This is a genomic window from Bhargavaea ginsengi (genome assembly GCF_900109165.1).
GTDB lineage: Bacteria > Bacillota > Bacilli > Bacillales_A > Planococcaceae > Bhargavaea > Bhargavaea ginsengi.
Genome location: NZ_FNZF01000006.1, coordinates 65,641 through 82,187, shown reverse-complemented (window position 1 = coordinate 82,187; position 16,547 = coordinate 65,641). Strand labels below are relative to the sequence as shown.

General features: G+C 53.7%; 18 protein-coding genes. 4 read left to right on the top strand and 14 right to left on the bottom strand.

The window, feature by feature from the left end; genetic code table 11:
* Positions 1 to 176: 176 nt before the first annotated feature.
* A complete protein-coding gene (locus tag BMX91_RS13390) occupies positions 177 to 695 on the bottom strand; it encodes a type 1 glutamine amidotransferase domain-containing protein (RefSeq protein WP_092055304.1) in 519 nt (172 codons plus the stop codon).
* 60 nt (positions 696 to 755) lie between these two features.
* Complete coding sequence (locus tag BMX91_RS13385) at positions 756 to 1,349, bottom strand: DNA-3-methyladenine glycosylase (RefSeq protein WP_092055301.1); 594 nt, start codon at positions 1,347 to 1,349, stop codon at positions 756 to 758.
* A gap of 101 nt (positions 1,350 to 1,450) precedes the next feature.
* Here BMX91_RS13385 and BMX91_RS13380 point away from each other — a divergent pair, with 101 nt between their 5' ends.
* Genes BMX91_RS13380 through BMX91_RS13370 form a run of 3 tightly spaced genes read left to right on the top strand, consistent with a single transcriptional unit; the run spans position 1,451 to position 3,155 of the window.
* Complete coding sequence (locus BMX91_RS13380) at positions 1,451 to 1,762, top strand: nucleotide pyrophosphohydrolase (RefSeq protein WP_092055299.1); 312 nt, start codon at positions 1,451 to 1,453, stop codon at positions 1,760 to 1,762.
* Positions 1,759 to 2,550 (top strand): SGNH/GDSL hydrolase family protein, encoded by a 792-nt coding sequence (locus tag BMX91_RS13375; RefSeq protein ID WP_092055297.1) that lies wholly within the window; start codon positions 1,759 to 1,761, stop codon positions 2,548 to 2,550. The genes BMX91_RS13380 and BMX91_RS13375 overlap by 4 nt, the downstream gene beginning before the upstream one ends.
* 35 nt (positions 2,551 to 2,585) lie before the next feature.
* Positions 2,586 to 3,155, top strand: coding sequence for a DUF7010 family protein (locus tag BMX91_RS13370; RefSeq protein ID WP_092055295.1), 570 nt, complete (start codon positions 2,586 to 2,588; stop codon positions 3,153 to 3,155).
* 45 nt (positions 3,156 to 3,200) lie between these two features.
* Here the strand turns inward: BMX91_RS13370 and BMX91_RS13365 are convergent, their stop codons facing one another.
* From BMX91_RS13365 to BMX91_RS13310, 12 genes are all read right to left on the bottom strand, one after another.
* A complete protein-coding gene (locus BMX91_RS13365) occupies positions 3,201 to 3,797 on the bottom strand; it encodes a class I SAM-dependent methyltransferase (protein WP_092055293.1) in 597 nt (198 codons plus the stop codon).
* 160 nt (positions 3,798 to 3,957) lie between these two features.
* Entirely contained in the window at positions 3,958 to 4,302 is a 345-nt protein-coding gene (locus tag BMX91_RS13360; protein ID WP_092055291.1) for a DUF6054 family protein, read from the bottom strand.
* Positions 4,303 to 4,349: 47 nt separating this feature from the next.
* Positions 4,350 to 5,492 (bottom strand): MFS transporter, encoded by a 1,143-nt coding sequence (locus BMX91_RS13355; RefSeq protein WP_177168404.1) that lies wholly within the window; start codon positions 5,490 to 5,492, stop codon positions 4,350 to 4,352.
* A 162-nt stretch (positions 5,493 to 5,654) separates the two neighbouring features.
* Positions 5,655 to 6,464: a zinc transporter ZupT gene (gene zupT, locus BMX91_RS13350; RefSeq protein WP_092055286.1), complete on the bottom strand. Its 810-nt coding sequence runs from the start codon at positions 6,462 to 6,464 to the stop codon at positions 5,655 to 5,657.
* Between the two features lie 160 nt (positions 6,465 to 6,624).
* On the bottom strand, positions 6,625 to 8,322 hold the full coding sequence (locus BMX91_RS13345) for a putative bifunctional diguanylate cyclase/phosphodiesterase (protein WP_092055283.1): 1,698 nt from the start codon (positions 8,320 to 8,322) through the stop codon (positions 6,625 to 6,627).
* A 12-nt stretch (positions 8,323 to 8,334) separates the two neighbouring features.
* Entirely contained in the window at positions 8,335 to 9,003 is a 669-nt protein-coding gene (locus BMX91_RS13340; RefSeq protein WP_092055280.1) for a uracil-DNA glycosylase, read from the bottom strand.
* Between the two features lie 77 nt (positions 9,004 to 9,080).
* The gene (locus tag BMX91_RS13335) at positions 9,081 to 9,689 is read right to left on the bottom strand and encodes a phosphatase PAP2 family protein (RefSeq protein WP_177168398.1); all 609 of its coding nucleotides are present in this window, start codon (positions 9,687 to 9,689) and stop codon (positions 9,081 to 9,083) included.
* Between the two features lie 150 nt (positions 9,690 to 9,839).
* Positions 9,840 to 10,811, bottom strand: coding sequence for a siderophore ABC transporter substrate-binding protein (locus BMX91_RS13330; protein ID WP_092055275.1), 972 nt, complete (start codon positions 10,809 to 10,811; stop codon positions 9,840 to 9,842).
* Between the two features lie 42 nt (positions 10,812 to 10,853).
* A complete protein-coding gene (locus BMX91_RS13325; RefSeq protein WP_092055272.1) occupies positions 10,854 to 11,615 on the bottom strand; it encodes an iron ABC transporter ATP-binding protein in 762 nt (253 codons plus the stop codon).
* The gene (locus BMX91_RS13320; protein WP_092055270.1) at positions 11,612 to 12,562 is read right to left on the bottom strand and encodes an iron chelate uptake ABC transporter family permease subunit; all 951 of its coding nucleotides are present in this window, start codon (positions 12,560 to 12,562) and stop codon (positions 11,612 to 11,614) included. The genes BMX91_RS13325 and BMX91_RS13320 overlap by 4 nt, the downstream gene beginning before the upstream one ends.
* Complete coding sequence (locus BMX91_RS13315; RefSeq protein ID WP_092055267.1) at positions 12,555 to 13,505, bottom strand: ABC transporter permease; 951 nt, start codon at positions 13,503 to 13,505, stop codon at positions 12,555 to 12,557. Before BMX91_RS13315 ends, BMX91_RS13320 begins: the two co-directional genes overlap by 8 nt.
* Before the next feature lie 284 nt (positions 13,506 to 13,789).
* Positions 13,790 to 14,659, bottom strand: coding sequence for a DUF6612 family protein (locus tag BMX91_RS13310; RefSeq protein WP_092055264.1), 870 nt, complete (start codon positions 14,657 to 14,659; stop codon positions 13,790 to 13,792).
* 164 nt (positions 14,660 to 14,823) lie between these two features.
* Here BMX91_RS13310 and BMX91_RS13305 point away from each other — a divergent pair, with 164 nt between their 5' ends.
* Positions 14,824 to 16,542 carry an ABC transporter ATP-binding protein gene (locus BMX91_RS13305; protein WP_092055262.1) on the top strand — a complete coding sequence of 573 codons (1,719 nt, stop codon included), beginning with the start codon at positions 14,824 to 14,826 and terminating at the stop codon, positions 16,540 to 16,542.
* The last annotated feature ends 5 nt before the right edge of the window (positions 16,543 to 16,547 follow it).

Sequence of the window (16,547 nt, the reverse complement as noted above, 5' to 3'; positions counted from 1 at the left end):
GTTCTATGTGCGCTCAGCGAGGTTCTATGTGCGCTTATCGAAGTCCTATGAGCGCTTCTGGCGATTCTATGCGCGCTTTCCGCAATCCTATGCGCGCTCAGACGAGTCCTAAGTGCGCTCCCGCTTTTCACCCACCAAAAAAGCGCGCCACGGAGGGCGCGCTTCATAATCAGATCTTATTTTCCTTCCAGCACCCGCAGAGACTCGCGGTTAAATGCCGGAATATCATCCGGGTTGCGGCTCGTGACGAGCTGGTCCTGGCAAACGACGACTTCGGAGTCCTCGAAGTTCACGCCGGCATACTTCATGTCCTGCGCAATCGATGTGTAGCCGGTCGCCTTGCGACCTTCCAGCGCCTTCGCCGTAATCAGGAGCTGCGGTCCATGGCAGATGGCCAGTACCGGTTTCTTGGCGTCCATGAACTCTTTTGCAAAGCTGACAAAACGCTCGTCCGCACGGAGCTGGTCGGGTGAGAATCCGCCGGGGATGAAGAGCGCGTCGTAATCGGAAGCGCTGACTTCACCGATTCCCTTGTCGACAGTGACCTTTGCCTGGCCCTGCTTGCCTTCTACAGTCTTGCCGGCTTCCTTCTCGATCGTGACCACTTCATGGCCCGCGTCCTTGAACGCTTTCGCCGGGTCCGTGTACTCGCTGTCCTCAAACATGTCTGTGATGACCGTTGCAATCTTAGCCAATCTGATCACTCCTTTATGAATGTCCCTTTCTACTCTTCCCGTCTCATCCTCACTTAAACATCAGCGATACTTCGAGACGAACGTATTTCCCTTTTCGAAAAAACGCCAAGGATAGTGGACGGCTTCCCCCGAGTTCCCGATACCGACCCTCGGGCCTGCCTGCAATTCTCCGCCAAGGCCCGGCCCGGGCGCGATAAAAAGCGGTTCCTCGTACCAGAGGCCGCCGTATGACTCCATCGTGACGCCGAGCGCCTTCGACAGCTTGCCCGGTCCGTTCGTGAGATCAGAAATCTTCAGATGCCACCCCCGCCGGTCCTGCATGAGCTCAAGCCCTTCGACGGGCTCCGCTCCGCGGATCAGGACCGCATGCGGGGTCCCCTCCTCCCCAGCCACTACATTCATGAGCGTATGGGTGTGCATCTGGTACGTATAAATGCGGCCGGGGTCCGCAAACATCACATCCGTCCGCTTTGTCCGGCGGTTGTTGAAGCTGTGGGCCGCACGGTCTTCCGGTCCGTGGTAGGCCTCCGTCTCAACGATCCGCGCGGCAACAAGGCCCTCCGGCGTCTCGTGAACGATGTACTGTCCGAGCAGCGCGGGCGCCAGTTCCAGAACAGGCTGGTTGAAAAAATCCGGATCGATCGGCCTGTACATTTGTCACCCTTCCTTTCATGAAAACGAAACATTCTTCCATTCATTGTCTACCCGATTTCGGTTATACTCAAATCAAACAGATTTAGGGGGAAACATCCACCATGAAGACACTCACCGAGGAGATCCTCGACTTCAATAAAGCCCGCGGCTGGACGGACGGCAACCGTGATGCACGGAACCTTGCCATCTCCGTCGCGCTTGAGGCATCCGAACTTCTGGAACATTTCCAGTGGCTGCCGGGCAAGCAGGCTGTCGAACAAAACCGCGATGGCATCATGGAAGAAGCGGCAGATGTCTATATCTACCTGCTGCAGCTGGCAGATGTCGCAGGCTTTGACCTGGACGGTGCCGCGCGTGAGAAACTCCAAAAAAACGCACTCAAGTACCCGGTCCCGGCGGGTGGGCACGAATGAAACAGGTCAAGTTCTTTTTGCTGCTGGCCGCAGCGGGCGTGCTCCTGCTCCTATTCCGGCCGGAAGGAAAAGGCGGCAAGGCATCTGCCGACGTCGTAAAGGTCGAATCGGTCGACCCGCTGAAAAACCCTGGCCAGCCTGTCGCGGATTATCTTGTTTTCCGTGCGCTCACGACCGGTGAAGCACGCATGGCCGTCACCGGCAGCAGTGTCACGAAAGGTTCCGGCGCTTCCAACCAGTCCAAAACATGGCGTGCGCTTACACAGGCACACCTGCGCACAGCCTATCCGTCACTAAAGACCCTAAAAATTGAAAACCACGGACACTCGGGCTACACCTCCGTCAGGATTCTGGAAGACGAAGTGACCGGTCCGATTATCGCAGGACGTCCGGATGTCCTCATTATCGAAACGTCCGTCATCAACAATCATAATAAGAATGTCTCACTTGAAGACACCTATGCATCACTGGAACAGCTGCACGCCCTTTACTCGGAGGCGCTGCCTGAAGCACGGATCCTCTTCATCTCGCCGAACCCGATCACCGAAAACAAATTCGGCCCGCCGGTGAACGCACTTGGCCTTCGCTTCACCGACTATATCTATGGCACGCAAACCTTCATCGGGGAAAAAGGCTGGGCATACATTAACATTCATGATGAAATGCTCTCGCTTATGGAGCAGCGGGGGATCGAGCTGCCGGAAACATTGAAAGATGGTATTCATCCTAACGATCTCGGATATTCACTCTGGGCGGAAGTCATCTGGCCTCATCTCACTGCCAAGTAAGGATTTTGGGGGAAATCACACTGGGGGGATTTATGATGGATCTGCAATCGCTGAAGCAAGATCTTGCACTGCGCAACAAAAACGGGCTGCCGTTCCTGCTTTCCGGAATCGTTGTCTGGACGCTGATCACTGCCGCCTTTTTATTGCCGATCGAGCTCCGGCTCCAGAACATTGCCCTTCTCGCGCTGACCGGCCTCCTGTTTCCGGTAGCCATCGGACTAGCCGGCCTGCTGAAAGCCGACTGGAAATCAGAAGACAACCCTCTCGGCAGCCTCGGACTGGTGTGCAACCTTGCCCAGTTCGCCTATTTCCCGCTCGTCTTCTGGGCTCTCGGAAGCCGTCCTGAAGCGATGGTGTTTGTCTTTGCCGTGATAGCCGGGGCGCACTTCCTCCCGTACGGCTGGCTGTATGACACAAAAGCCTATTACATTATGGCCCCGGTCATGGCGATTGTATCCACCCTTGTAGGTTGGGCAGCCGCGCCGGACAGCCTGTGGACTGTCCCCCTCGCTTTCCTAATCCTTCTGGCCGCGCTGAACGTATGGCTGCTCGCAGATTATAAAAAGAAATCCGGCATTGCCGGAATGGAGAAAAGAGCCGCTTGAATCGGACAATAATAAAGCACGCCGGGATCCTTTCCCCGGCGTGCTTTATTTGCTGCTGATGGAGATGAACATGGAAGCATCACGGTTCATGAAGATGCGTTCTCCATGATGGAAAGTGCGGATCTCAAGCGGATGAAAGCCTGCATGAGATAATCGGTTCTTCAGCTCCTCATGCTTGAATCCGTTATGGACTTTCGGGTGGCTGACTTCATCATGCTTGTCAAAATCCACGATGATCAGTTGGCCGCCTTCATTCAGCACTTCATGCATCTCACGGAGGATCTTGTCCGTATCGGGGATGTGCAGGAGGACAAGCGACATCATAACGATGTCCGCTTTGAGTTTGGGGGTTTCTTGGGTAAAGTCCGAATAGAGGACGTCGGCATTGGCGATGTCCCGGCGCTCAATTTTACCCTTTGCGATTTTCAGCATCTGCTCTGAGGAATCCACGAGCAGCACAGACTTCACCAGGTCCGTTAACTCCAGACTCACCAGCCCCGTCCCGCTCCCGTAATCAATCAACGATTCGGATCGGCTATCCCCCAATACCTCACGCACCTCTTTTGCGATGACCTGCGCAAGCGCGATTCTTTCTTCGGTGTCATACCTGCTTGCCATTTGTTCGAACACGCTCTCTTCCATACGCCACTCCTCTAAGTCCGATTCCTTTAACGAAAGTCCGAAATTCGGGATCTAAGTCTGAAGCTGACATTCTAAGTCCGAAGCCACAATCCTAAGTGTCCGAATCGGATACCCTCAAGTCCATTTTCCTTCTTTTCAGATCCGAACTCCAGTGTGCCGCTCAAACCCGATACTGCTCCAGTACTTCTTCCGCTTTTCCTGAAAAGCTCGCGCCCGCACCCCAGTCGAACTTCATGAATGCGCCGCTTCCGCCGCCGGATCCTGTCAGCCGTACCTTCGTACGGCCCTCGCCGTCAAAGTTGTCCGCAATCATCGTGAGGGTGGCGCGGTTGCTTGTTCTCATGAAATATTTCTCCATGATCAGGACGACCATTTCCCGGCCATCCGCACTTCTTGTATATTGGTCGACGATCCGGCCGCTTACCGAACCGACGGTCAAGGCATCGATGACAACATCCGCCGCACGCGACGGGCTGACCGACACAAAGAGATCTCTCGTCTCCATCTGAAAACCCCCTTTCCGCTCTTTACGGAAAAGGGGCTGTTGCGGTTTCATTCCAATTCGATCTGTTTGGTCTCGGTGCCGAGGATCAGCACGGCCGCAGCCCCAATCAGAACAGCGCCGGTGAAGATGCTGAAGATCAGGCCAAGTCCGACGCCGGCTCCGGCAAGCGAACCGACAAGCAACGGCCCGAATATGCCCCCGACCCGCCCGACAGCGGCAGCCGTCCCCGTACCGGTTCCGCGGATAATGGTCGGATACTGCTCAGGCGAGTAGGCGTACAGTGCGCCCCACGCTCCCAGATTAAAGAAGCTGAGAAACGCGCCGGCTGTGAGCAGCAGCCAAGTCGTGTCCGCGTTCCCGAACACGAGGGCACTGATCGCCGTGCCGATCATGAAGACGCTCAGGACAAACTTGCGGCCGACCTTTTCGATCAGCCAGGCAGCGGTAAAGTATCCCGGCAACTGCGCCATCGTCATGAGGAGGACGTAACCGAAGCTATGGATCAGGTCGAAGCCTTTCATGACCATCACGCTCGGCAGCCAGAGGAACATGCCGTAATAGGAGAAGACGACCGTAAACCAGACAATCCAGAGCATGACAGTCGCCCTGCGGTATTTCGCCGAGAATAGCGCCTTCATGTTAGAGGCGATGCTCCCCCGCTTTTCCTTTTTCGCCGTGAATTCCGGTGAGTCCGGAAGGTGGATGCGCAGATAAATCGCATACAGGGCAGGAAGTGCCGTGAGGATGAGCGCGATACGCCAGCCGTAATCCGGAATGACAAAGTATGAAATCAGAGCTGCGATCAGCCATCCTGCCGCCCAGAAGCTTTCAAGCAGGACGACCACACGCCCCCGCTCTTTCGCGCCGACACTTTCCGAAACAAGTGTGGAAGCGACCGGAAGTTCTCCGCCCAGCCCCGCCCCCACGACAAATCGCAGGACGAGGAAAGCGGCGAGTCCCGTGGTTGCGGCCGACAGACCGCTCGCCAGAGAAAACAGGACCAATGTCAGGATAAAGACCTTCTTGCGTCCGATCCGGTCGGCCAGGATGCCGAATGCAAAGGCCCCGACAGCCATACCGATCGAGTTGACACTGCCGATCCATCCCATTTCTCCCGGCGTCAGCGCCCAGTCGACGGCGAGTGCAGCAATGACAAATGACAGTATGCCGACATCCATCGCGTCGAACATCCAGGCCAGCCCGGCGGTGCCGAGCAGTTTATTGCGTGAAATGGCAGGCTGTGCCGCCTGCCGGTCTGTATGAGCAGCCACTTACATTCACCTGTCTTTACAGTTGTATAGTTTTACGGACTCCATAACTATACATTGTGCATTGCCGTTTGACAATATCCATCATGTAATGAGTACGAGGCTGATGGCCATGACGGCCATGCCCGCAATCAGGCCATAGATGGAGATGTGCGCCTCGTCGAATTTCTGTGCGGCGGGCAGCAGTTCATCCAGTGAGATGAACACCATGATTCCCGCGACAGCCGCAAAGATGACGCCGAACATGATGCCGTTCAAAAACGGCATGAGGATCAGAAAGGCGATTACCGCACCGGCCGGCTCAGCAAGTCCTGACAGGAAGCTCAGTTTGAACGCCTGCTTCCTGTCCCCTGTCGCAAAGTACATCGGAACGGATACCGCGATGCCTTCCGGTATATTATGAATCGCGACCGCAATGGCGATCGCCACTCCGAGCGCCGGGTCTTGCATGGCGGAGGTAAATGTGGCGATCCCCTCCGGGAAGTTGTGGATGGCAATCGCCAGTGCAGTGAAAACCCCCATCTTCTTCAATTTCGCATATTCATCGTTTGTGGGTCCCGTCCCGATGTCCTCGACACTCTTCACATCATGCGGGTTGCCGGTAGACGGAATAAAGTGGTCAATCAGAGCAATCAGCAGCATTCCTCCGAAAAATCCCGCAAGTGTCGCCCAGTAACCCGGTGTAGCGCCGAGCTCATAGGTTAATTCGTCTTTTGCCTTGACGAAGATCTCGACAAGCGAGACATAAATCATCACTCCTGCTGAAAACCCGAGCGAAGCTGACAGGAATTTCGTGTTTGTCCGGGAAGTGAAAAATGCAAGCAAGCTTCCGATGCCCGTTGCCAGTCCCGCAAACAGGGTCAGGCCGAATGCGATCCATATGTTTCCTTCCATTCAACCATCCGCTTTCTGTTTAAGATGATGCTATTATATGTCAGAAAGTTTCCCTTGTGCAACTTATATGATGAAAAATTTCTGAATACCGCTAAAATGACCGACATGGAACGATCTTGTCCACGCAAAAAAACCGCGCACATGGCGCGGAACAATCTGCTCAGCAAGACAGCGAGGTATTCATATACTTTTCTTCGAATTGCTGTGGCGGGAGTGGTGCGTCAAAGTAATAACCCTGGATGCCCCGGCAGCCGATCTCAAGCAGAAACTGGAGCTGTTCTTCGGTCTCCACGCCTTCAGCGATCAATTCGCAACCCAGTCCTTCCGCCAGCGACACAATTGATTTGAGAATCGCTTCCGATTTGCTGATCATGCCGATGCCGGCGACGAAAAAGCGGTCGATCTTGATTTTGTCGACCGGAAAATTCGTCAGATAGGACAGCCCGGAAAAGCCGGTGCCGAAGTCATCAATGGCAACAGAAATCCCTTGGCTGCGGCATTTCCTCAAGTTGGACAGGACAAGGTCCGAGTTGAGGATCTCTTTCCACTCCGTGATTTCGATTTCAAACCGGTCAGGCGGTATTTTCCACTTTCGGAGCATTCTCATCACGGTACCGTAGAAGGCCTTGTCATCCAGGAGATGGGACGTCACGTTGACGGCGAGCCGCGGAAAGCCGCCGTATTTATCTGTCCAGCGTTTCCCTTCAGAAAAGACAAGGTTGAGAAGGTGAATCGTCATCTCCCTGATTTTCCCGCTCTCCTCCGCGATCGGGATGAACTCATAAGGTGACAGGGCACCGAGCTCGGGATGGTTCCACCTCGACAATGTCTCGATCCCGATCAGCCGGCCGTTTGTTCCATCAAGCTGGGGCTGCAAAACACAATGGAATCCTTTTTTCATGAAATCACCCGAAAAGAGATCATCCTCAATCACTCGTTTGCGTTCGATTCTGGTCTTCATCTCATCATGGAAAAGCAGGTAGCAGCTGCCCCTTTTCATTTTGGACTCGTGCATTGCGGTATCCGCCATACTGAGAATCTCGGCTGATGTCGTTCCATCCTCCGGGAAGCGACTGATTCCTATGCTAGCAGAGGCAGAGAAGCTCACATTGCCGCTGATCCGTACGGAAGTTTCGGTCTGCCGGAACATTTCCCGGACCCACTGGTGCAGGTCATCCGGATCTCTCCGCTTTGTCAGGAAGAGAAACTCATCCCCTCCGACACGGGTAATCACATCCTCTTCCTGCATCGTGCCGAGTAACCGATCCGCGATCTTCCGGATATAGTGGTCCCCTGCTTCATGTCCGTGAAGGTCATTCAGCTGGCGGAAGCTGTCGATGTCGAAGAGCACGACGGAAAACGGCTTTCCGGCCTGAATATTTTCTTCTATCATTTCAATTGCGGAACGGCGGTTCGGAAGGCCGGTCAGGTCGTCCCTGAAAGCGAGCACCTCCAGCCGGGCCTCCGCTTCCTTGTACCGGCTGATGTCACGGAACAAAACAGCAATCCGCCCGCCCCCGATTTCCTGGGCATCCACCTGCAGCCAGAGCCCGGCCGGTTGATAATAAATTTCTGCTGTCTCAGCAATCCCTGTTTTACGAATCCGGTCGTACATCTCCTTGAGGCCTTCAGAAACAACTTCAGGAAATTCCGTCCAGGCGTTTTTCCCCACAAGACTTTCGCCTTCCCTGCCCAGGATCCGGGAAGCCATTTCATTGATATAAACGAAATTCGACTCCCCGTCCAGCACATAAAAAGCACCGGCCAGCCCGCTCATGATGCGGACAGCGTCCTGCTCATCCAAAGGACCTCCTGCCGGACCCTGCCCCGGCCCTTCATTGCCGTGCTTCCTCATCATCTTCCACCTCCTTCACAAGATGTCCGGATCATCTCCAGTATGCTCCTGCAGCGTCCTGCCGATCAACAGCCAATCTTGCTCCACCTTTTCGCGCAACGAAGGGTTATAGAACACCGATGCCGGGTGGAATGTCGGAATGATTGTCCTGACATCCCGTGTCAGGCTATAAAGGGTGTCATCCGGGTCCGCAAGATACTGAACCGGCGCCTCAATCAGCTGACCGTGCACATCCGATACTTTATAGCTTTTGCCAAGCAGGCGCTGCAGTCCGATGTTGCCGAGCGTGACGATCAGTTTCGGCCTCACATCCCGCATTTCCGCATCCAGGAGCGGGGCATGGGCAAGAATCTCCTTTGCCGTCGGAGCCCGGTTATATTTGCGCTCAGTGAGTGTACCGTCGCGCTCCTTTTTCGTGCCCCAACGGTATGGCCGGCTGCGCACGGCACTTGTAATATAGACATCTTCGCGGCGCAGTCCGATCGAGGCGAGTGATTTCATGAGCTCTTTCCCCGCACGGCCGATAAAGGGAATACCGTCCACAAGTTCAAACTCCCCCGGTGCCTCACCGACGAGCATGAGTTCCGGCGTTTCAGGTCCCTGCCCATAAACGAACCCTTCGACCGGCGCGTCTCCCATCCGCTCTCGCCCTAGTTCCGCGAGCTCTTCGCTGATTCTGTACATCCATCCATCACTTCTTTCCTGCTATCCCTTATCTATACCACATGCACGGAATCCTTAACAATCAGGGATTCCACGGATTATGATCTGGAACGGTCCTTTTCCCAGAAAGAAAACAGGATCAACAGCAGAGACAGATAAGCCGTGCCGGCTGCCCAGCCCGCCAGCACATCTGTCGCATAATGTCGCCCGAGTGCGATTCGGGACAATCCCATGCCTGCGATGAGCAAAGCAGCAACTGAAATCAGCAGCCCGCGCCAGTGGCGTTCCCGGATCCGCCTTACGGCAATGATCGCGATAGAACTTACATAGAGCAGTCCCATCTGCGCATGGCCCGATGGAAAGCTATAGCTTTCCAGCTGTCCCGGCCTGTCCGGCCGCGGTCTTGCAAACCATTCTTTGAGCCCTTCATTAAGAGCGTACCCCAAACCCGCCGCCAGGACGATAAACAGCGCATCACGCGGCGAACGCCTGATCAGCAGCAGGACGATGACAACCAGACAAACCGTCACAATCGTTGACGGATTGCCGAGGAAACTGAAAGGTTTAAACCAAGTTATGCCACCAAGCCATCCGTCCATTGCGCGGTCGAACGCCTGCATCAAAGGGGCATTATGATAAATCGCCAACAGGACGAAAAGAGCCGCTGCGGCAACCATGACTCCGATTTTCCATCTGTTGTTTCCCAACCTAATTCCTCCAAGCCGTGAAGTCTCTTCCTCCATTTTATCACGTGAGGTATTCTCAATACCCGCAGGATCAGAAGAGATGCCTGAAAATCCACAGTTTTTCGGCGCAAAAAACACCCTGCGCTTGGCAGGGTGCTTGTGCGGAACCGATCAGAGGCTTCCTTCGATTTCGGAGATCATCTCTTTCATCGATTGGAGGCCGCCTCCGGAGAGGTACCAGTATTCACCGTTCAGATAATGGATCTTGTCATTCTTGTAGGCATTTGTCTTTTGTACAAGGTCGTTCTCAAATGATTCTTTTACGCTTGAATCCTCGCCGATTGCAGCGTCCCGGTCGATGACGTACAGAATATCAGGGTTTGTGTCGAGGATATACTCAAAAGTGATGTTCTGGCCGTGCGTCGAGGATTCGATGCCTTCGTCAGCCGGCTTCACGCCGAAGACGTCGTGGATCAGGCCGAATCGGGATGCCGGGCCATATGCGCTGACCTTGCTCTGTGTGCCAAGGACGATCAGTCCTTTTTCTTCAGATGCGGAAGTCTTTTCCTGAATATCAGCAATGCGGCTGTCGATATCTTCAAGTTCCTTGTTCATTTCATCTTCTTTGCCGAAGATTTCTGCGACCGTGTTCATGTTTTCTTTGAAGGATTCTACGTAGTTTGTCGTGTCAATCGGGATATAGACAGTCGGTGCAATTTCAGCGAATTGGTCATACAGCTGAGCCTGGCGGCCGGAGATAAAGATAACATCCGGCTGGAGTGCGTGGATCGCTTCGAAGTCCGGCTCTTTCAGGCTGCCGGTGTTCGTGTAGTCATCCGATGCGTACTGCTCAAGGTAACCCGGTACACTTGCCTGAGGAAGGCCTGCAACGTCTACGCCGAGCTCATCGAGTGTATCCAAGATGCCGAAGTCAAAGACGACGACTTTCTCAGGAGTGCCTTCGATTGTTGCTTCACCGAGCTCATGCTCGATTGTCACGGATTTGCTGTCTTCGGTTGTTTCCTCGGTTGCTTCACCGGATGTGCCGCTGTTTTCTTCTGCTTTTTCTGCGTTGTCGCTGCCGCAGGCACCCAAGATCAGAATAAACGCCATCAGCATGGCAAGAAATGTGAACTTCTTCATATAGAATCCCTCATCTTTCCTATTCGGCTAATTATGTGTTTTTCAGGAATTAAAGTATACGCAGATCCGGCAGTTGCTCATCTGCTTGATCGGAATGTCCATGTCATAGATTTCTTTGAGCGACTCGGAGTTGATGATGTCTTCGGTCGGACCGTCCTTGACGACCCGTCCGTCCTTCAGCGCCACGATCCGGTCGGAATAAACCGATGCGAAGTTGATGTCATGCAGGACGATAATGACAGTCTTGCCGAGTTCATCCACGAGACGTCGCAGGATTTTCATGATCTGGACGGAGTGCTTCATGTCGAGGTTGTTGAGCGGTTCATCGAGAAGGACATATTCGGTATCCTGCGCGATGACCATCGAAATGAATGCGCGCTGACGCTGGCCTCCGGACAGTTCATCCAGATAACTGTCTTCCATATCACCAAGCTCCATATACTCGATCGCCTGGTCGACGATACGGACATCTTCCTCGTTCAGACGGCCCTTGGAATGCGGGAAGCGTCCAAAAGAGACAAGTTCCCGTACCGTCAGTCGGACATTCATGAAGTTCGATTGTTTCAGGATCGATACACGTTTGGCGAAATCGTTGGATTTCATCTTGCGAACGTCATCCTTGTCGACAAGCACTTCTCCTGTGTCTGCATCAAGCAGGCGGCTTACCATGGAGAGCAGGGTCGACTTGCCCGCCCCGTTCGGTCCGATGAACGAAGTGATCTGACCGCGCTGAATATTGACCGATACCTTTTCGACGACGGCTTTTTTTCCATAAAACTTGGACAGCTCACGAACTTGAATCATGCGGATCGACTCTCCTTAAGTAGTAGATAGATGAAATATACGCCGCCGGCGAAGTTGATGATGACACTCAGAGTGGTCGAGAAGGTGAAGATGCGCTCGACGACCCACTGTCCCCCGATGAGGAGGATCAGACTCAGGCCGGCTGCACCCGCAAGCGTAACCGAGTGCTTATAGGACTTCAGGAACTGGTAGCTCAGGTTCGCGACGATCAGCCCAAAGAACGTGATCGGGCCGACAAGCGCCGTGGAGACGGCGATCAGCACCGACGACAGGATCAGGGTGCCGCGCACCATTCTGTCATACGGTACGCCCAGGTTGATGGAGATATCCCGGCCGAGCGAAATGACGTCCATGATTCTGAGCTGACGCCAGCCGATGACGATGCAGACGCCGACCACCGCGATGGAGAGCCAGACCAGATCTGAATTGACATTGTTGAAGCTGGCAAACATCGCATCCTGGACGGTCAGGAACTCGTTCGGATCGATCAGCACCTGAAGGAATGTCGAGATGCTTCCGAAAAAGGTTCCGACGATGATTCCGACCAGAAGCAGGAAATACACCGGCCGATTCCCCTTCTTGAAGAGGAGCTGGTAGAGCAGCAGCGCGAAGATGATCATCGCTGCGACCGACAGCAGGAAGTTGACCTGCTTATTGACGACCGTCACATGGGTGGAGCCCAGGAAGAAGATGATGAGCGTCTGGATCAGCATGTAGAGCGAATCCAGCCCCATGATGCTCGGCGTCAGGATACGGTTCTGGGTGATCGTCTGGAAGACGACCGTGGCGTATGCGATAGCGACACCGGTCACGGCCATGGCCGCAACTTTCACACCCCTTCTCGGAAGGGCGTAATCGTAGCTGCCGTTCAGATCATGGAAGAGATACAGACCGACAGAGAGCGCCGCCAGCGCATACAGAATGATGAGTTTTGTAGAATCACGCATAAGCTTTCCTCCTGAACAGCAGGTAGAGGAAGATGCCGCTGCCGATGACCCCGACCATCAAGCTGATGGAAATTTCATATGGATAAATCAGCACACGCCCGAGAATGTCACAGATAAGCAGGAATATTGCTCCCATGAGTGCCGTGTGCGGCAAAGTCTTCTCAAGATTGTCCCCTTTCATGATGGAGACGATGTTGGGGATGATGAGTCCGAGAAACGGAATCATGCCGACCGTGAGGACGACAGTTACCGTCACCAAAGCGACGAGAATCAGCCCGAAGTTAACGACGAACTTGTAGTTGAGCCCGAGGTTCCTGGAGAAATCCTCGCCCATGCCTGCAACCGTAAATCGGTTTGCATAAACGTAGGCCAAAACCAGGATCGGGACGCTGATGTACAGAAGCTCATAGCGCCCTGACATGATCATGGAGAAATCTCCCTGCAGCCAGGAGGACATGTTCTGGATCACATTCGACCGATAGGCGAAGAATGTCGTCAGTGACGACAATATGTTCCCGAACATGAGCCCGACCAGCGGGATGAAAATCGCATCTTTGAACTTGATGCGGTCCAAGATCTGCATAAACAAGAGTGTACCGGCAAGGGCGAATGCAAACGAGATGGCCATCTGCTCGAGCAACGTTGCATTCGTGAACAGGAGCATGGAAACGAGAATCCCCAGTCGGGTCGCATCCAGTGTTCCTGCTGTTGTCGGCGAAACAAACTTGTTCCGGCTCAACTGTTGCATGATCATGCCGGCGACACTCATGCCCGCCCCAGCCAACAGGATGGCTACGAGCCGAGGAACACGGCTGATCAAAAATATTTGGGTTTCTTCGGAACTCCAATCCAAGAGGTCCATTGGTGTGATGCTGCTCACTCCGACGAACAATGATGTGAACGACAGGAGAATGAGTCCCGCAATCAAGTAACGTGTCTTCATGGCTATCCCCGATGCACTGCGATTTGAAAGGCGATTGAGAATGTTCTGTTGAAAATCATTCTCACCACCCTTGCAATTGCTATTATAGCACGCGTTAATGGGAAGTCAAAGCTTAAATGAAAATGATTATCAGTTAGATTAGAATGATTATTAATTAGATTTCAGGTGAAGGAAGTGCGATTTTTCGGACAACATTCATTTCTGCTTGTTCAGGCGGAATTACAGTGCTTAAATCTCACAATCATAAGAAAAACCGCAGCACCCGGCTGCGGTTTTTCTTGTGATTATTGCTGTGGGAGTTCGACTGCGGAGTCGATGATTTCCTGAGGAATCTCGATTTTCTCGATTCCATTGATGTTCGAGTAGGTTGTCTTTGAATCCATATCGATGTTGAGTTCCTCACCCTGCTCTTCCATCGTCATCGCCATGACCATGTTCATCGCTGTCATGTTGAAAGTTTCCTTGTCAACGTACATTTCGTACTCCAGTTCATTGATGCTCATGTTCTCTAGTGCGTTCTGCTCTTCTTCGCCCATCTGCTCGAGCGCTTCAGGCGGAAGCTGCTCCTGGAGTGTCTGCTTGATCAGATCATTGAACTTCTCACCGTCAGCCGTGAGCTTCAGGATGTACTCGTTCTCGTTTTGCTCGAACTTCATGTCTTTTGCATATTCCTGAAGCTGTTCAAGCTGCTCAGATGGATCCGGCTGATTCTGGGTCAGTTGGTCAAGCTCAGGAATCGCTCCGGTCATCTTCATCCACTGGCCAGCCTGCGGATCGAGCAAGTACATTGTTCCGTCTTCAGTCATATAGGCTTCGATTTCCATCGACATCTCTTCACCGCCTGCGGCGCTCATGGCCATCGTGCCTTTCTGATGCAGTGCCATCGGATCCAGCGTCATTTCCATATCCAAGTTGGTGTTCGTGTTCATCTCCACTTCCTGGGAAGGTATTGAGATCTTCTGATCCATTTCGAGCGCCACCTCGGTGCTCTTCATTTCCTGGGAAGCGGTCAGCGCTTTCTCGTATACTTCCTCCGCCGTCAGGTCGCTCTGCTTATCTTCCGGGGTTCCTTCCGTCGGTTCGGCCGTTTCGCCGCACGCCGCCAGACCAAGTGTCAGAGTTCCGGCCGCCATGGCCATCAAGAGTTTCTTCATATAGAATTACCGCCTCTCTGGATTGTGTACAGTCCGTAATACGGCGACACCCCGGCGAAAGTTCCGCCTTTTCGCTGAAACCCGACAAAAGTCCCAACGCCTTCCGGAATCTTTCTGCTTCGGCTATAATGACGGAAGCCGAAGTATCCGAATGGAGGATCCCCATGCTCAAGCAATTCTTTTCCTATTATAAACCGCATAAGCGGCTGTTCATGATTGACTTCTCAAGCGCAGTTTTTGTCGCATTGCTCGAGCTTGCATTTCCAGTCGCCGTGCAGTGGTTCATCGATGAGCTGCTGCCGACAGGGGACTGGGGACGGATTGTCTGGGTCAGCCTTCTGCTGCTCGGTGTCTATCTTCTCAGTACATTCCTGCAGTTCATCGTCGCTTACCTTGGCCACAAGCTCGGGATCAATATTGAGACAGACATGCGCCAGCAGCTGTTCAACCATGTGCAGCGGCAGTCGTTCCGGTTTTTCGATAACACGAAGACCGGACACATCATGAGCCGCATCACCAACGACCTGTTCGACATCGGCGAACTTGCCCACCACGGTCCTGAGGACATCTTCATCGCCATCATGACCATCATCGGGGCCTTCTCGATCATGTACACGATCAATCCGGAGCTTGCGCTGATCACGATCATCATGATCCCGTTCCTCGTCGCGGTCATCACATTCTGTAATACGAAGATGAACAAAGCGTGGCGCAACATGTACAGCCGCATCGCCGATGTAAATGCCCGGGTTGAGGACAGCGTCTCCGGGGTCCGCGTCGTGCAGTCATTTACGAACGAATCATTCGAGATGTCCCGCTTCCGCAGTGACAACGGCCGTTTCCGGCACGCGAAGGTTGCCGCCTACAAAGTCATGGCCTGGACGCATTCCAGCATGTACATGATGACCCGCCTCGTTACGCTGCTTGTCCTTGTGGTAGGCGCCTGGTTTACCTTTAATGACCGCCTGTCCTACGGAGAGCTTGTCAGCTTCGTTCTGTTCGTCAACGTTCTGATCAAGCCGGTGGACAAGATCGCTGCACTTCTCGAAATGTACCCGAAAGGAATGGCCGGATTCCGGCGATTCCGCGAGTTGCTGGATGAAGAACCCGAAGTGCTTGACCGCCCCGATGCGGTAGAAGTTTCCCATCTGAACGGCAATATCCGATTTGACCGGGTCGCATTCGCCTATGACGGCTCGAAGTCCGTCCTGAATGACATCAGCCTGTCGATCCGGGCGGGGCAGACCGTCGCATTCGTCGGCCCTTCGGGTGCAGGGAAGACGACAATCTGCTCGCTTATTCCGCGTTTCTATGATGTCGACAGCGGCTCGATTTCCATCGACGGCATGGATGTCCGCGACATGACGATGCGCTCGCTCCGTTCCCAGATCGGAATCGTACAGCAGGATGTGTTCCTCTTCACCGGTACCATTTTTGAGAACATTGCCTACGGAAAGCTGGGCGCAACCGATGAGGAAGTTTATGAAGCCGCACGCAAAGCCCATCTTGAAGAATTCGTCACGGAGCTTCCGGACGGCTATGAAACTCAGATCGGCGAGCGCGGGCTAAAGCTTTCCGGCGGCCAGAAGCAGCGGCTGGCCATCGCCCGCATGTTCCTGAAAAACCCTCCGATCCTGATCCTGGATGAAGCCACTTCCGCGCTGGACACCGAGACGGAGCGAATCATCCAGCAATCCCTAGAGGAACTGTCCGAAAACCGTACGACCCTTGTGATCGCCCATCGCCTGGCCACGATCCGGAACGCCGACCGTGTTGTCGTCGTGACAAAGGACGGAATCGCAGAAGACGGAGAATACGAAGAACTCGTCCAAAAAGGCGGTGTCTTCGCCAACCTGCACAACATTCAGTTCCAGGAAGCATGATGGAT

Coding starts and splice junctions, on each gene's coding strand:
- BMX91_RS13385 (WP_092055301.1), bottom strand. CDS start 1,349: ATGTACAGGCCGATCGATCCGGATTTTTTCAACCAGCCTGTTCTGGAA.
- BMX91_RS13380 (WP_092055299.1), top strand. CDS start 1,451: ATGAAGACACTCACCGAGGAGATCCTCGACTTCAATAAAGCCCGCGGC.
- BMX91_RS13375 (WP_092055297.1), top strand. CDS start 1,759: ATGAAACAGGTCAAGTTCTTTTTGCTGCTGGCCGCAGCGGGCGTGCTC.
- BMX91_RS13370 (WP_092055295.1), top strand. CDS start 2,586: ATGGATCTGCAATCGCTGAAGCAAGATCTTGCACTGCGCAACAAAAAC.
- BMX91_RS13365 (WP_092055293.1), bottom strand. CDS start 3,797: ATGGAAGAGAGCGTGTTCGAACAAATGGCAAGCAGGTATGACACCGAA.
- BMX91_RS13360 (WP_092055291.1), bottom strand. CDS start 4,302: ATGGAGACGAGAGATCTCTTTGTGTCGGTCAGCCCGTCGCGTGCGGCG.
- BMX91_RS13355 (WP_177168404.1), bottom strand. CDS start 5,492: ATGTTCGACGCGATGGATGTCGGCATACTGTCATTTGTCATTGCTGCA.
- zupT (WP_092055286.1), bottom strand. CDS start 6,464: ATGGAAGGAAACATATGGATCGCATTCGGCCTGACCCTGTTTGCGGGA.
- BMX91_RS13345 (WP_092055283.1), bottom strand. CDS start 8,322: ATGATGAGGAAGCACGGCAATGAAGGGCCGGGGCAGGGTCCGGCAGGA.
- BMX91_RS13340 (WP_092055280.1), bottom strand. CDS start 9,003: ATGTACAGAATCAGCGAAGAGCTCGCGGAACTAGGGCGAGAGCGGATG.
- BMX91_RS13330 (WP_092055275.1), bottom strand. CDS start 10,811: ATGAAGAAGTTCACATTTCTTGCCATGCTGATGGCGTTTATTCTGATC.
- BMX91_RS13325 (WP_092055272.1), bottom strand. CDS start 11,615: ATGATTCAAGTTCGTGAGCTGTCCAAGTTTTATGGAAAAAAAGCCGTC.
- BMX91_RS13320 (WP_092055270.1), bottom strand. CDS start 12,562: ATGCGTGATTCTACAAAACTCATCATTCTGTATGCGCTGGCGGCGCTC.
- BMX91_RS13315 (WP_092055267.1), bottom strand. CDS start 13,505: ATGAAGACACGTTACTTGATTGCGGGACTCATTCTCCTGTCGTTCACA.
- BMX91_RS13310 (WP_092055264.1), bottom strand. CDS start 14,659: ATGAAGAAACTCTTGATGGCCATGGCGGCCGGAACTCTGACACTTGGT.
- BMX91_RS13305 (WP_092055262.1), top strand. CDS start 14,824: ATGCTCAAGCAATTCTTTTCCTATTATAAACCGCATAAGCGGCTGTTC.